Source organism: Paenibacillus sp. FSL H8-0282, assembly GCF_037963825.1.
Taxonomy (GTDB): Bacteria; Bacillota; Bacilli; order Paenibacillales; family Paenibacillaceae; genus Paenibacillus_AQ; species Paenibacillus_AQ odorifer.
Genome location: NZ_CP150146.1, coordinates 3,162,383 through 3,177,090, shown reverse-complemented (window position 1 = coordinate 3,177,090; position 14,708 = coordinate 3,162,383). Strand labels below are relative to the sequence as shown.

Below are 14,708 nucleotides of genomic sequence, written 5' to 3'. Positions count from 1 at the left end.
AGATCACGTTATTCCCAGAATTCTTTTATTGAATATACTTCTGACTGACCAAATCATCAGCAAGCACCGCGGTTGGTATCACAAATTCAACGGAGCCCATATAACCCGGTGCGACATCGTATTTATTAAACACAATTACAAGCTTACCTTCGGTGTTGATATAAAAGCTCTGATCCTTCGTAATGGAGGTAAACTGATCCGTTGGCACATCATCGCCATACTCAGGGATCCAGTAAACTTTCTCAGAGTCTGCTTTCATTTGAGCAATCATCTGTTCTTTAATATTTTCACTGATGCGTTCAATGTATTGATCATCTTTAAATAGCATTGGCAATGTAATAAGGATCTGGTTCACTTTGTCTATCGTATCAAAAGTAACTTCCATTGAAGATGAACCAGCGGTTTCCTCAACATATCTGCCAATGGAGAAAATGCGCTCATTATCCGTTTTCACTTCATAACCTACGTCCAGCCCCAAATGGCCCCCACCTTGTTCCTTCAACGCTTCGATCTCCGCTTGGAACTTTTCGTATAGTGCTTTATTCTCACTTAAATATTTGCTGTTCAATCCAAGCTCCAGTTCTTTATTTTCCATATCCGTAACGGCTGGAACCTTGATATTTGCATCGTAGTTCTCTTCTTCTACAACGTATTCTTTAATAGTCAGCACTTTTATTATCCGATCAACGCCTGGAATGGAAGATAATGCACTTGCTACGGTTGTACTGGTGTTTATGGCTACTAGAAAAATAACTGCGGCCGCACCAACACTAGCCACCCACTTAGTTGTCGTGTGTTTTTTTCTATTGGCTTTAAGTGACTGCTTTATAGAGCGGTTTACAATCAAATCAAGTTCTTCCGGAATGGGAATATCGGTATACTCTTTATGTAATTCTTGTATTCTTTCGTCCATCTTACTTTATCTCCTTTAAGGCTTCATCATTCAGCTTCACCCGCAATAACTGAAGGGCCTGATACAGCCTTGTCTTTATTGTATTGGTGTTCTCGTTAAGAACTTCAGCCACTTCATTAATCTTCATATCCTCAAAATATCTAAGCACGATCACACTTCGGTATTTCGCCGGCAACTCTTCCAGTGTTCTTTTCAAATCCATATCTGTATAGCTATCCTCAACAGCCGGACTATAGGTTTCTATTATCTCTGGCTCCATCGTCTGAACCTTCTTGTTTCTGCGCAAAAAGTCTAAGGAAGTATTCACGACAATCCTGTAAAACCAGCTTTTCACGGCATCGTGATCCTTTAGCAAATCCATTCGTGTCATCGCTTTATAAATAGAATCCTGCACAATGTCGAGGGCATCCTCTTTGTTTTTCACATAACTGTAAGCAAGCCGGTATACATTTTCTTTGTTTTCTTTGATACATCGCGTCAATATTTTCTCGGTTTTCCTATTCAACATGGTCGATTATCCTTCTCTGTTTGTGATCTGGTGTTGTAACAGGAGTAAGACGTTTGGTGAGTATAAAAAAGTTTGGAGATTCCAAATAAATTATTTATTTTCTTTTTCCAAAGCTTTAATTAGAATTGATGCATAATACTTGGCACCCTCACGTTTCAAATGAACACCATCTTTGTAGAAGTAGTCGTCTTTTCCTTCACTAGCTGAGTACCAGTCTACTATGGTCGTATTCCTGAATTCACTGGAAACTTTTGAAAGGGTGGAATTCACAGTCTGCTCCCACTTTCTCGGCACACGTGTATTGACCAAAAGAATCTGCTCCGCATCGCTTAACGAGTTTAGTAGTTTACGTAATTGCTTGGAGTTAAAAGCTCCATTCGTCCCCAGCTCTATGATCATCCTCTCCCCTAAGCGTCCTTGTGCTCTAAGCTGATCAACCACCTCCTGTGCCTGCATCATCTGTCTGCCGACCTTTCCATCGATGACAATACCAGGGAGACTTTCTACTAAAAACGGAGCTGCATCCAAAATGACAGAATCACCAATGGCCGTAATATTCTTTCCGGTTTGATTTTTCTCGGTTACCGCTATGTTTCCTTCTGGTTCAACTTGTTTCTCTTCAGTGTCAGGTTTTTGCTTCTCAACATCAGTCGTATCTTTTTCTACGGGTGGTGCCAATGAGTTGTGATCTATTGGATCTTGCGCTGTTCCCTCTTGCTGTACATTCTGCTTATCTGCAACTTCGATTGTAGGTGTGTCAGATTCAGCATTGGATAAATATCCATTGCAGGCAATCGGAATAAGAACCAAAAAGATCATGGTCATAAGAAAGACTGGGCGGTAGCTGCGGCGTTGTTTTGCACTCCAATTGTTCCAAATGTTTCTTAATGATCCCCGCCGGAGCGGCTCCTCCACATATTTGTATGATAAGGCTGCCAGTAGAAAACTTCCTGCTAACTGAAGGATAATTCGAAGCACGCCGCTCTCATCTGGATTCCCATTAGGGCTGGTAAGAATAATTACGGGATAATGCCAAAGGTATAAGCTATATGAACGTATACCTATCCATCGCAAGGGTTTACAGCCCATTTTCCGTCCAAGAGAGCTGGCAGGATGAGCAAGCACGGCAATCACTACAGCAGTAATGATAGAGATGATCAAAAATCCACCCCGATATAGTGATTCATCAAACTCGTTAACCCGGTAAACTAACACCATTAATACCAGCAGTCCCAGAGCACCAATGATATCAAACATATAACGAGATCTTTCTGTGACTGTATTTTTAAGTTTCTGACTAGGCCATGCAACGGCAAGCGCCGCTCCAATTAGAAGTGCAAATATGCGAGTATCTGTTCCATAATAGACCCTGCTTGGATCTGTGCCCGGTACATAGAACATAGCCATGGCTAAAGCTGAGACAGCAGCACAAGCCAGAATCCAGGCAATAAGTTTACCTCGACGAGCTATGATCTTTAGTCCTAGTACGAGCAGCAGCGGCCATAGAATATAAAACTGTTCTTCAATAGAAAGTGACCATAAATGTCCGATCGGTGAAGGAGGTCCAAAGCTTTCGAAATACGAAACATCATGAAATATTAACCACCAGTTATTAACGTAAAATAGTGATGACATGAAATCTCCTGTCAGCCCATTTAATCTCGTGGGATCTATGATTAAGAGCCATATGGTGACAACGATCAGCATGACTATCGTCGCCGGCAGCAACCTCCGTGCTCTACGTATCCAAAAGTCCAGAAGGTCCAATCTTCGATGACGCTCCCATTGGTTAATGATTTGGTCTGTGATGAGATAACCCGAGATCACAAAAAAGATTCCCACTCCCAGCAGTCCACCCCCAGCCCATTTCAAATTCAAATGATAGGCTATGACAGCGAGTACGGAAAAAGCTCTTAGTCCATCAATACCAGGCATATAACGCTTGTTGTCATTCATTCTGTTTCAGTCCTTACCCTTAATTTGTTGTTCATAGGCAGGACGCAGGAGCAGCTCAAAAAGTTCTTTAAACTGGCTGATCTGTTATCAAAAGTAAAAAAAACACCCGCGCAAGAATTACCCTGCGGGATGTTTTTAATAAATCAAACTACTTTCACAAACTTCTAAATGGTTATTTCTGAACTTCAACCTGTAGAATTTCTGATACGAATTGAACAGGTACATAGGTTTTGTTATCTTGCAGAACAGGTGCGGCACCTAAAGCTTTAGGAGTCATTTTTGCGAAGAAGTATGAATCTTTGTTAAGCGTAACACTTGTCCACTGTGCTCCTTTCATCAACTCAGCGGTTTTGGTAGACTGATTCCATTTCAATTCATAGTTTAGTTGACTGGCCACATCACGAAGCGATACCATGAGCACGCCTTTCTTATTCGTGAAAGTAGCTACTTTTTTCAAATCTAGCTTAGTTGTATCCGTTGAACTATGATTTAAGCTGAACCGAAACTCTGGTGAACCTACATAACCTGGCGCAATGCTGTATTTAGGGAATACGATTACTAAGTTACCTTTATCGATATAGAACGACTGCTCAGTTGAAGTTCCTGTGTACTCTTCTAAGAAATATTTATCTGAATCCTTTTTAATCGCTGCCAGAATGTCTGCATCGAGCTTCTCTTTGTAGTTAGCGCCCAGTAGATCCGTTAGTGCAACAGGTTCTGCCTCAGCTATATTTTTCACATTATAAGTATCGATCCGCGGCATGCTTGTTCCACCTTCAGAACCTTCAGTAGTAACATTCAAGGAGATAACGCCTGCTGGAGAACCTGTTCCATTTGATTTCAGATCATAAGTAATGTAAAGAGTATAAGGATGAAATTCCATTTGATCAGCCTGTGCTTTTTTGCCCATTTCTGCGGCGTCTTTCTCCCACTGTGCCAGATCCTTTTCAGCATGAGAGAGGATAATATCGTTCAGTTCATCTTGATAATGAGTATCCAGCATTCCTGTTAGCTGTGGTACTTTTAAATCTGCAATCAGGTATTTACTTGTTGTGTTAAGTACTTTTTCTTGTACTTCAATGCCAGCAAGGGCTGGTGCCTTCGACGGTAAAGCCGCAGAAACATTAGCTGTTACTTGTGTGGAAACCATAGCATGAACCGGTAAAGAAGCTGCACTCACTCCCATAATGGCTACACATCCAACTGCACTCATTTTAAATAGATTTTTTGTTCTTTTGTTCATATCTCGTCATCCTCCATCTCTATTTATAAGTGCCTTCCGATGACACTCATTAGCTAGGACGCAGGAGGACCTCTAAAAAGTTTGCTGGTTTTCTAATTTAAATATAATTTTTTCAACTTCTGTACCCCGTAACTCTACGTAAAAAGGCTGCACCTTATCATTTAGACAATACTCCAGCCGCAGTCTGAGGTTTTTCCATGTGACCATTTCCAATGCTTGTTCTATCGAAAAAAAACCAACTTCTAAGCTCTCGGAACTAGTAGCAGGTTCGCCGCCGATGGCTTTCCCTAGAAATAGGTTAGTACAAATAGATCGATCAACATTTTGAAAAACTCCGCAGAACTTATTTATCTCTATATCAATGCCCGATTCTTCTTTGGCTTCCCTGATTGCTGCTTCTATAAGGGACTCCTCCTCTTCAACCTGTCCACCTGGCAACTCCCAGCCTCTACGTGGACCTTTTATTAATAAGATTTCTTCTTGATCATTGAATACAACTGTAGCTGCTGAAAGAATATGTTTGGGGGGATTCATATCCATTGTTACCTCGCTCTAAATTTATTCTAAGCCCTAATTTATTCTGAATACAGGTCCTTTGGGTGAGAAAGGCAAGTCATTTCCCTTGGGCAAAATATAAGCATGGTCTCTTTTAATGGTCAGCTTGTCACAATAACCATCTGTAATAATTAGAAGTGGTCCTTTTTTCGGAAAATCCTCAGCTTGTTGAATCAAATCAATAGCTGGTTGTAAGATCGTTCCCCCTCTTCCCTTCACTTGTACCCGATCCGCGATAGCCTCCGGGGGCATGAAACCTGCATCATAAGGACAAGCATCACAAAAGATAATCCGTGCAAAAGGAACATCACGAGCCTGCGCATAACTTGAAATGGCTCCTAATGCTTTGGCCAGAAGCTTTTTATCCATTGAGCCTGAGGTATCTAAAATAACTCCAAAAGTACGGCCATCATCTGCAGCACCGCTATGAACCCACTGTGGTCGAGGGATATCAGGTGTAGAAGATTGACGTCTGCTAATTCGTGAATAAGATCTGGTCTTCTCAAGCGGTGAAAAATAATGATCAAACCACCGAGCAAGCTCTACATCCCATTTAATAGGTGGCTGGCCTAGCGCTCTAATCTCTTCAACTAGGCCTGATGGCAAAAGACCGCGGCTTTGCTCTTCATGATACATCAGTCCTTGTTGCATAGCATTTTTACAGAAATCATCTAACGTCTGTCCTTCTCTCGCATCCCAAAAACTTGATGAACCGTTATCTAAAATGTCACCAAGTCCATTCCCTCTCAAGGTCGCCAGTTTCTTATAAGTGCGGATATCTCCGACCATACGATCATAAATCGTTTCAGCAGATAAACCTTTAAGCTCAGGATCTAATAAGAGTCCAATTCGCGGATACTCCCCTACACTCATTTCTACTAGCCATAGATTTATTACGTAGTCACAAGCCACATTCCAAAGATAATGATCCCGGCCAAGACATCGCTCGTGATGCTGAAGCCCCGCGTGCAGAAGCTCATGCGCCATCACGAAAATACACTCCTCATCGTTTAGTCCGGCTGCAGGGTTCATAAATATTTTGCGCTCAATAACGTCAATGGCAGCTATGGAAATATCAAATCGCCGACATATCGCTGGATCTTCTATAATCTCAAAGCCGGCGGCAAGCGCACCTAATAAAGGATATCTGTCCATAAACCATCGTTTTGCACGTTGTGGAGCGGTTAATGAAAGTGCAGGGTCACTAATAGTATTAGCATGGCCTCCAGCAACACTTACTGCATTCGTCACAGCATTAGATAACCCATAAGCAAAATAGGCTTCCCAATCCGGTGCTTTTCCCCAGTATCTTTTGGTGGTTTCTCTAACATTCATATCCAGTTTTGAAACACCCGCAGTCCCAAAATATCTGGAGGTGTCCGGAATTCCTTTTATCATAAACTGCTCGTAAAGCTGTTGTTCATCTTTAATTGTAAGATCAATTCGCGACTCCATATCTGCGGGTACTTTCCCAAGCTTCAAGTCATTTAAAAACTTTGCTATGTACACATCACATGCAACGTTCCACGCCACTTGATTCTCTTTAATCTTTAAATGTCCAAGACCTAAATGAAGAAAACAATGTGCCAAAACGTACATCCATTCAGCAACCTCGCCACGCCTTTTAGGATGAGTGTAAATATAACCGTTATTAGTGACAATTGCCCAGCCGTCTTCAGGATAGGGACTATTTTCATTATGAATAATCGAAGCTCGAACAGATAACGGCGCAAAAATAGGATGATCCGCGATTAACGAACATGCTTCATTAAAATTTTTCAAAGCGGGATTATCTGGAGTTGTTTTTTTAGCCATATTTACCCCCGCTCTTTTATTGCAAGACGTGGTAAATCACGTACAATTTCAACCATTAACCAATCTGGAATATTATCACTTTGCTCCTGCTTAGCAACTACTAGCTGTGCAATTTCGAAGCTAATGACGGACAAGTCTTTAATCAGCTTTTTAACAGTGTGTGCAAATTGGCGATGTCCATCTCGTACGTTATCTTTAATCGGAGGGAGTTCTTTGATAATCTGGGCACGCAAGGATTGCGCCAGGAAATACAGGAGATCCCGATCTTCTGGAGCCGTTGGAAATGAGGATTTACCATCTATAATTTGATTAAGTTCATATTTTCCAGTTAGATTTTTATAAAAAGCCCTGAATTGTGTGGCGTGAGCAGGTGTCAGTGAACCATTCGCTAAAATCCCCACGGTATCCGCATTTATATCATCGCCAAACTCATGTAGTGCATCACTAAGCATATGCCAAGAGCGTGGCGTGGAGAAAGGCTCTTCAGTCTTTGGAGGTGCACTCCACAAATGATCGGGACGCAATTCCAGATATTCAATAACCATAGGATGAATGTTATGCTCATATGCCCAAGAGATCCAATTTTGAAACGATACATTTAACTGTATATGGAACATCCGATTGATAAGCGCGGAGGACATAGGTTTAACAATTGCACTATCTTGTGCACGGTTACCAGCTCCTATTACTATAGAGCCCTCAGGTAGGTGATAATCGCCTATGCGGCGTTCGTGGATGAGACTATAAAAAGCTTTTTGCACTTCTTGAGAACAGGCATTAAGCTCGTCCAGGAACAAACAATAAGGTTCATCCCGAGCAATCATTTTTGGAGGACAGAATTGGCTCTTACCGTTAACGATTTGCGGGACTCCAATGATGTCTTCAGGTGCTAATTGAGAACCTAATAGAGACACACAAGGAAGACCCACCTGATCAGCAAAAGCTTCTACTAGCGAAGATTTCCCAATACCAGGCGCCCCCCAGATAAAAACAGGGCGAATCACAGAAACGTTTAGAAGTACTTGCATAAGTTGAATAGGTGTTACAGGAGTTGCTAGATTCAAATAAATGCTCCTTTTTTAATGAAATGATAATAACGATAACTATACACAGTATAACAAATAATTCATTAGCTCAGGAACGAACTTCAACAACAGATGAATAACCCCACATCCTAAGTCGAGGGTTACTATTTATTTCAGGGGAGTCGTTGCGCAGATTTTAATAATTTCCCACCGTCATAATGTTTCCCATATTTTTTCACTATTTCTTTAATTTCATTATCTTCAGGAATTGAGTTTGAGATTTTCCATGTTAAAAAGTAAGCCTGTACTTTCCCGCCATAAAAAACCCATGAAAAAAATCTCATAGCAAATTTATGTGCACCTTTTTTCCTGAAATTATTCATGGAGCTTCCTTTTTTCCACACCGTTATAGTCTGCCCGACACCTCCCTGAAGTTGTCCAGAGAGCTCGGCATATAGGAGATTTTCATTTTTCTGAAGTTGCTTCTTAACGAAATTATTAATAGTTCCATTAATCATAATTCTGAATATATTGAAATTTTCTCCTCGTGTTACTGAGATAATCGCCGTTTGGGGTAACTCTACATCTCTATCGCCTAAAGTGAACTTTGCACCGTACTTATTGTTTGGATCTTGATGCTTAACCCATTCTCTCAATATAAACTCCCCCGATCCTTTCCCTATATATATTATCAACCCACTCTATTTCATTCGAAAAAACAAACCTTTTCTTGACGAGATATAAAAAAGGATGATATATTGTTTCACGCTTTAATAATTAAGTAGTTAATCATTTAGTTGTTATCTAAAATTTAATGGAATTACTTATTCCGCCCTATTTCATAACTTTAGGAGGCGTGATTTGGCTAATAATGAAGATTTTCTTCAGATTTCTACTATGTTCAAATCCTTTTTAAAAGGAATCTCTCAAGATTGGAACAAACAAGACTACCCCCTAAATATTACACAGTTCAAGACCCTCAGGACTTTATCTAAGAACGGTCCACAAAACGTATCACAGATTGCTGCAGCTCTTGGTATTACCTCAGCAGCAATTACAGGCGTAACAGACCAATTAATCGCTGAAGATTACGTAAATAAGGAACGCGCCAAGGATGATCGAAGGGTGGTACACATCACCATTACGCAGAAAGGAGAAGCAACGATTAAAGAGGTGCAGGAACGCCATCAAGAACTTATGGAATCTTACTTTAAGATACTGCCCGATGAAGATATTGAGCATTTAAGAAGAATTTTCGCAGTTATAATTTCTGATTTAGACAAGAGATAAAATTTAAAAAGTGGCGGGGAAACAATCGAATGGAACATTTATCCAGCAAACGAAAACTTAGTATTATGATAGCTATTATGGCTGCAATGCTGTTCGCAGCGATTAATCAGACAATTACAAGTACTGCTATGCCGCGTATAATCGCAATTCTTGATGGCATGGATTACTATACTTGGACTATTAACATTTATTTATTAACATCAACAATAGCAACCGTTCTTGTCGGTAAGTTATCTGATATGTTCGGACGTAAACCCTTTCTATTAGCAGGTATTCTATTATTTATGGTTGGGGCTTTTCTGACAGGAACATCTTCCGATGTTTATCAATTTATCATTTACCGTGGGATTCAAGGGGTAGGTGCAGGTATTATTCAATCCACCGCATTTACTGCCGTAGGCGACTTATTCCCTCCGCGTGAACGTGGTAAATGGATGGGGTTGATGATGGCAGTATTCGGCTTCTCCAGTGTGCTTGGACCAACGCTAGGAGGCTTTTTGATTGACAATATGGATTGGCATTGGCTGTTCTGGATCTTCCTACCGCTAGGTGTAGTAGCCTTCGTGATGATTCTTACCTTATTTCCTAAAGGCAAACGCGGGGAGTCAACCAGCATCGACTATTTAGGTTCCTTGCTAATGACAACCACCATCGTGCCTCTACTGCTTGCCTTCACCTGGGCAGGTACAGAATATGATTGGGGTTCTTCGCAAATTCTCGGCCTGTTGGCGGGAACTGTCGTTTCGGCACTTCTCTTTATTTTTGTCGAATCCAAAGCTAAAAATCCAATCCTTCCGCTTCATCTATTTAAGAATAGTGTAGTTACCATATCTAATATTATTGGTTTTATTATGAACTTCGGTATGATGGGAGCTATGATCTATCTTTCCTTCTTCGTACAAGGTGTTCTGGGGATCTCCGCGACATATGCAGGGTATGTTACTATGCCAATGTCGATCGTTATGGTTGTAGCCAGTGCCCTTACCGGACAAAAGATGGCAAAAAAAGGAAAGTATAAACGTTACGCATTAATTGGAATACCCATTATGATTGCTGGTATGACAATTATGGTATTTATGAATAATGTACCGATGGCTGTCCTAAGTATGATTGTGTTTGGTCTTGGGTTAGGATTGGGGATGCCAGTATTCTCACTAGCTACTCAAAATGCGGTTTCACACACAGAACTAGGTGTAGTAACGGCCTCCTCACAATTATTCCGTAATTTAGGCGGTACGATCGGTATCGCAGTCATGGGTACCGTTATGTCCAATAGTCTTACCAAAAACTTGAAGGAAGCTCTGCAATCGTCATCAGCGCCGGATTTCACACAGATAGATCCAAAACTTGCTGAGCAAATGCTCTCCTTCGCTAATCCACAGGCATTAATGAACAAACCATTGCTTGAACAGACTCAAGCTAGTCTGCCAGCCGATGTACAGCCTGTCTTCTTACAAATGATTGAGGGTATCCGTGATGCTTTAGGACAGACATTGTCATCCGTGTTCTTAACCGGGACCATTGTGCTTGTTGTAGCTTTCGTGCTTGTCTTCTTCCTGAAGGAGCTTCCACTTCGTACTTCTAACCAAATGCCAGTTCCTGAAGAAGCTGAACAGGACCTGTCAAACATGAAATCTTCAAAACTTGCAGTGGATAAAGCCTAACCGCAAATTATTTTTGAAGCTGACTATAAAACAACAAAAACTGCAACGTACTCATGCGTAACTGAGTAAGTTGCAGTTTTTGTGTTGATCTATTATTTTACAGGTGAAAGCTCATCTTCTGTTACCCACTTATGATTTTTCACTTCATCTCCACCCGTAGTAGGTTTGTAATTAATCATATAGACAGTGGTTTTTTCTGCTGAGTTAATCTGAGCCGTTGCACCCTTCATATCCTTCATATGATCAGATTCCATAATGACCTCTGAGCCTGGTTGATAGGATATATCCTCTGCTTCTTTTATTTCTTCATGAATAATCCACTTATGATTTGTGACCGGCTGACCTCCTGTAGTAGGTCTATAGGAAACATTATATGCTGTCGTCTCATAAGCTCCCACAATTGTCGCAATGGCTCCCTTCATCCCTTCCATATGGTCAGTTTGGATCACAGCTTCACTTCCTTCTTTGTAAGTAGGATTCTCCGCTACCCTCAGATCTTTTGGAACTTCACCTGAACTTGAATGTGAGTTATGTTCCATTTGTGTATCGTTAGAAGACATTTGATTGCCATAGCTATTGTCATTACTACAAGCACTTAAGCTGAAAGCAGCTGCGACGACTAGTAGAAATAATTGCTTTTTCATATAAAAGACCTCCGAAATTTTATCTGCCTATAAGTATTATTTTACCCATTTCAGAAAATCACAAACGGAACTAAGGATTCACAGTTTGTAAAACAGTAATTTATTTTCCATTAAATGAGTATTGTCTCAATGCTTAAACTATATTTATAATGTTTTCTGAAAGGAGGCTGCTATAATGAAGACTAAAATATTCACTTTGTTGCTTCTTTTGGGTCTGGTGAGCATGGCTACTATGATCGGTTCTGCTAATGCAGCTCCGGTATTAACCATAGGAAGTTCTTCAGGAGATGTATGGGATCTACAATATAGATTAAAAACCCTTGATTTCTATACTGAGCCCTTAGATGGGGTATACGGATCACAAACGAAAGCAGCGGTTGCTAAATTTCAAAAGGCCTATGGCATAAGCGCTGATGGGATTTCGGGGACAAAAACTTGGAATATTTTAAAAAAACACACGCTTAATATTAATGAAATGGATATTTTGGCTAAAGTTATCTACAGTGAGTCTCGCGGTGAGCCTTATGTTGGACAAGTTGCAGTGGGTGCAGTAGTCATGAATCGTATACAATCTAGTCAATTTCCTGACAATATCAAAGAAGTTGTATTCCAAAAAGGAGCTTTCACAGCCGTATCTGACGGCCAGTATTGGCTTACACCAAATCAGACAGCTTATTTAGCTGCTCTTGATGCTGTTCGAGGTTGGGACCCGACAAACCATTCAATCTATTATTTCAATCCCGATACAGCAACTAGTGCATGGATTTGGTCACGTCCGCAAAACTTAAAAATTGGTAAGCATATATTTGCAAGTTAAACGCATCAAATAGCTAAGATCAACAAAAGCCGATCTAACTACGATAGTTAGATCGGCTTTTATTATTAAACCTATTCGGTTGTGTTAGAATCCATTCCAAGCACTAAAGCCACCAAATATTGCAGTGAATTGTACTTATAAGCTTTTGCCTTTAGGAATGAATTCTTAAACATAACTTCGAAATCCCCTTTTATGGATTCGATAATTTTGTTTGGTTATTGAATGTAAAAATCATCTTTAATTCATCATCATATGACTTCCCGCATTCCTCTAAATAACTATCACCAGTGTATTCTTTTAAAGTTTTCCTCCAAAAATGCTGTGCTCTCCTATTTGTATCCGTGGGATTCGTTTGCAGCTCCCAGTTACCCAAATGAAGCTTAAAGACTTCCTTAGCCGCATATTCAGCGATCCCCTTACCACGGAAGGGCCGTAGAATAAAAAATTCATTCAAATAGAATTCACAAGCAGACGGTGTGTATGGTGGTGTAGCAACTAATGCAAACCCTACTGGAATATCATTTTCTTTTATTAAATAAGGATACAAAATGCCAGCTTTCTCCCACCAAATGTCGAAGACTTTATTCTGTTCCTGCAGTGACTGTGTCTCGTCCTCCTCGAATATCCCATATCGATTAGGAATCGTCCCCCATATTTCTGATAGATCGTGTAAGTATAGTGGGTAAAGGTTGTTAATAATAAACTTCGAGGCACTGTCAGTTAAGGTTATTGTGATATTCATGTCGTTCCCTCCTTACCTTCTGTCGAATTCCTGAATATATTTATGGAGATCACTCAAATATTATGGTTACTGGAACAAGCTTAATCTCCATCATACCTCCACAATTTCTTCTCAATAATTACTTCTTTTCTCAGTATAATTAGGACCTCACTCTAGTTATATGCCATATTCGATTAGAATTAATTTTTATATAATGTCACCATTTATATTTGATAATTAAGTTAAGCGTACCTACTGTACTTCTATATACTCGTCTTAACTTTTGCGGATATAGTACAAACCTCACGCATATTATAATTGTATGAAAATGGGGGGTGTACTCAGATATGCCGGATCCTTTTGTTTCGAGACCTCTAGATGAAATAAGATTCTGGTCACGAATCATCAAAGAACACTCTTTTTTTCTTAAACCTTGGGTTTCGTTGTGAAGACACGCAACTAATTAATGAAGCAAACCATTTCTATGCCACATTCGAAGCCATAGAGAATAAATCACTCGGATTTACTGTGGATTCTGATCCAGCTGTAATACGGAAGTTTAATGAGGAAGTTCATAGTGCAGCTTCACATATCTGGGCGTTTAAAAGGAAAATACTAGGTCTAATTCTACAATGTAAGCTTCCAGGCGGAACGAACTTTCCCTTACTAGTGGATCATGTCAGTGGGGAAGCCAACTATTTTCGAAATCGACTGGAAGAACTGAATCAGGGTAGGTTAGATCTTTTATCAGACGCAATTATTAATGAAAACCAAACCCCTGCTCAGTCAGCAACTTGACGAGAATAAAGTCTCAGTTAAATCTCTCCGTGACTTTAAGAAAACGGCACGTGATCTTATTGAGGAATGCCGAATAAAGAGCATCATCCATCCATTGCTTGCGGATCATGTATTCCGAGAAGCAGAACGATTCCTGTATATAATTGATGCATTTGAAGCCTCTTTGAATATGAATAAACAAATCGTATAGCATTACATGAAATCTATTTAAAAGCGATTAAGTTGCAATTAGAAGCAATGACAATGATGAAAGAAGCACTATACAAAACAAAGGTTTCTAGTACAGCTATTAATGCCGCAAATAAAAAGATGGAAGAAGGTGTGAAGTATGAAGGACAGTTTGTAGATGGGATCAATAAATATCGGAAAAAGTATGGTATTTCAGATTAAATTATAATTAAATTCCAAAAACCACGTCAGAGTTTCCTCTAACGTGGTTTTTTTGGATGATAAGCTATTTTTTTGAATAAATGATTTTCTTAATACTATCCCTAGATAGGCAATATTCATCTGAAAGCTGGTCAACCGTTGCACCCACAGCAAACCTTAGACAGATTTCGATGTTTCTAGATCTTAAGTATTTTCTGCTCCCTGACTTTTCGCCCCATTTTACATGTGATTCTTCAGGTTTAGGGATATAAACCATACCCCCGTTGATATATTTCTGAATTTCCTCTAATAATTCTTTTGGGAAAATCGTATCTGCATTTACATATTTCATAATCGCTCTGCTCCTTAAACTTTTTATGAGTTTGAAGG

General features: G+C 40.0%; 15 protein-coding genes and 1 pseudogene. 5 read left to right on the top strand and 11 right to left on the bottom strand.

All coding sequences use genetic code 11. The features are described from left to right. Positions 1–25: 25 nt before the first annotated feature. The 8 genes from NST94_RS14015 to NST94_RS13980 form a co-directional block, all read right to left on the bottom strand. Entirely contained in the window at positions 26–913 is an 888-nt protein-coding gene (locus tag NST94_RS14015; RefSeq protein ID WP_076134938.1) for an RsiV family protein, read from the bottom strand. Between the two features lies 1 nt (position 914). Next, a complete protein-coding gene (locus NST94_RS14010) occupies positions 915–1,421 on the bottom strand; it encodes a sigma-70 family RNA polymerase sigma factor (protein ID WP_076125785.1) in 507 nt (168 codons plus the stop codon). 90 nt (positions 1,422–1,511) lie between these two features. Then, a complete protein-coding gene (locus NST94_RS14005; protein WP_076302039.1) occupies positions 1,512–3,377 on the bottom strand; it encodes an acyltransferase family protein in 1,866 nt (621 codons plus the stop codon). A 172-nt stretch (positions 3,378–3,549) separates the two neighbouring features. Further along, positions 3,550–4,620 (bottom strand): stalk domain-containing protein, encoded by a 1,071-nt coding sequence (locus NST94_RS14000; protein WP_339282090.1) that lies wholly within the window; start codon positions 4,618–4,620, stop codon positions 3,550–3,552. Between the two features lie 72 nt (positions 4,621–4,692). Then, complete coding sequence (locus tag NST94_RS13995) at positions 4,693–5,154, bottom strand: NUDIX hydrolase (RefSeq protein WP_076184650.1); 462 nt, start codon at positions 5,152–5,154, stop codon at positions 4,693–4,695. A 36-nt stretch (positions 5,155–5,190) separates the two neighbouring features. Then, positions 5,191–6,990, bottom strand: a complete 1,800-nt coding sequence (locus NST94_RS13990) for a peptidase (protein ID WP_076302037.1) — start codon at positions 6,988–6,990, stop codon at positions 5,191–5,193. A gap of 2 nt (positions 6,991–6,992) precedes the next feature. Next, positions 6,993–8,054, bottom strand: a complete 1,062-nt coding sequence (locus tag NST94_RS13985; protein ID WP_076190418.1) for a MoxR family ATPase — start codon at positions 8,052–8,054, stop codon at positions 6,993–6,995. A gap of 134 nt (positions 8,055–8,188) precedes the next feature. Then, positions 8,189–8,671, bottom strand: coding sequence for a hypothetical protein (locus tag NST94_RS13980; protein WP_339282089.1), 483 nt, complete (start codon positions 8,669–8,671; stop codon positions 8,189–8,191). 205 nt (positions 8,672–8,876) lie between these two features. On the opposite strand from NST94_RS13980, the gene NST94_RS13975 reads away from it, so the two are divergent. Then, a complete protein-coding gene (locus NST94_RS13975; RefSeq protein WP_036678010.1) occupies positions 8,877–9,305 on the top strand; it encodes a MarR family transcriptional regulator in 429 nt (142 codons plus the stop codon). A 29-nt stretch (positions 9,306–9,334) separates the two neighbouring features. Next, positions 9,335–10,969 carry an MDR family MFS transporter gene (locus tag NST94_RS13970; protein ID WP_076276465.1) on the top strand — a complete coding sequence of 545 codons (1,635 nt, stop codon included), beginning with the start codon at positions 9,335–9,337 and terminating at the stop codon, positions 10,967–10,969. 92 nt (positions 10,970–11,061) lie between these two features. On the opposite strand, the gene NST94_RS13965 is transcribed toward NST94_RS13970, so the two are convergent. Further along, entirely contained in the window at positions 11,062–11,613 is a 552-nt protein-coding gene (locus NST94_RS13965) for a YdhK family protein (RefSeq protein WP_076184534.1), read from the bottom strand. Positions 11,614–11,836: 223 nt separating this feature from the next. Here NST94_RS13965 and sleB point away from each other — a divergent pair, with 223 nt between their 5' ends. Continuing rightward, a complete protein-coding gene (gene sleB / locus NST94_RS13960; protein ID WP_248548334.1) occupies positions 11,837–12,430 on the top strand; it encodes a spore cortex-lytic enzyme in 594 nt (197 codons plus the stop codon). Positions 12,431–12,620: 190 nt separating this feature from the next. Here the strand turns inward: sleB and NST94_RS13955 are convergent, their stop codons facing one another. Then, on the bottom strand, positions 12,621–13,172 hold the full coding sequence (locus NST94_RS13955; RefSeq protein WP_076184532.1) for a GNAT family N-acetyltransferase: 552 nt from the start codon (positions 13,170–13,172) through the stop codon (positions 12,621–12,623). A gap of 326 nt (positions 13,173–13,498) precedes the next feature. On the opposite strand from NST94_RS13955, the pseudogene NST94_RS13950 reads away from it, so the two are divergent. Then, a pseudogene (locus NST94_RS13950) lies at positions 13,499–14,139 on the top strand (DUF2935 domain-containing protein). Between the two features lie 53 nt (positions 14,140–14,192). Beyond that, positions 14,193–14,339 carry a hypothetical protein gene (locus NST94_RS13945; protein ID WP_179089400.1) on the top strand — a complete coding sequence of 49 codons (147 nt, stop codon included), beginning with the start codon at positions 14,193–14,195 and terminating at the stop codon, positions 14,337–14,339. Between the two features lie 64 nt (positions 14,340–14,403). On the opposite strand, the gene NST94_RS13940 is transcribed toward NST94_RS13945, so the two are convergent. Beyond that, positions 14,404–14,670 carry a CD3324 family protein gene (locus NST94_RS13940; RefSeq protein WP_076184530.1) on the bottom strand — a complete coding sequence of 89 codons (267 nt, stop codon included), beginning with the start codon at positions 14,668–14,670 and terminating at the stop codon, positions 14,404–14,406. Positions 14,671–14,708: the final 38 nt, after the last annotated feature.

Excerpts from the sequence above, each read along its gene's own strand:
- NST94_RS14015 (WP_076134938.1), bottom strand. The coding sequence starts at position 913 with ATGGACGAAAGAATACAAGAATTACATAAAGAGTATACCGATATTCCC.
- NST94_RS14010 (WP_076125785.1), bottom strand. The coding sequence starts at position 1,421 with ATGTTGAATAGGAAAACCGAGAAAATATTGACGCGATGTATCAAAGAA.
- NST94_RS14005 (WP_076302039.1), bottom strand. The coding sequence starts at position 3,377 with ATGAATGACAACAAGCGTTATATGCCTGGTATTGATGGACTAAGAGCT.
- NST94_RS14000 (WP_339282090.1), bottom strand. The coding sequence starts at position 4,620 with ATGAACAAAAGAACAAAAAATCTATTTAAAATGAGTGCAGTTGGATGT.
- NST94_RS13995 (WP_076184650.1), bottom strand. The coding sequence starts at position 5,154 with ATGAATCCCCCCAAACATATTCTTTCAGCAGCTACAGTTGTATTCAAT.
- NST94_RS13990 (WP_076302037.1), bottom strand. The coding sequence starts at position 6,990 with ATGGCTAAAAAAACAACTCCAGATAATCCCGCTTTGAAAAATTTTAAT.
- NST94_RS13970 (WP_076276465.1), top strand. The coding sequence starts at position 9,335 with ATGGAACATTTATCCAGCAAACGAAAACTTAGTATTATGATAGCTATT.
- NST94_RS13965 (WP_076184534.1), bottom strand. The coding sequence starts at position 11,613 with ATGAAAAAGCAATTATTTCTACTAGTCGTCGCAGCTGCTTTCAGCTTA.
- sleB (WP_248548334.1), top strand. The coding sequence starts at position 11,837 with ATGGCTACTATGATCGGTTCTGCTAATGCAGCTCCGGTATTAACCATA.
- NST94_RS13955 (WP_076184532.1), bottom strand. The coding sequence starts at position 13,172 with ATGAATATCACAATAACCTTAACTGACAGTGCCTCGAAGTTTATTATT.
- NST94_RS13945 (WP_179089400.1), top strand. The coding sequence starts at position 14,193 with ATGATGAAAGAAGCACTATACAAAACAAAGGTTTCTAGTACAGCTATT.
- NST94_RS13940 (WP_076184530.1), bottom strand. The coding sequence starts at position 14,670 with ATGAAATATGTAAATGCAGATACGATTTTCCCAAAAGAATTATTAGAG.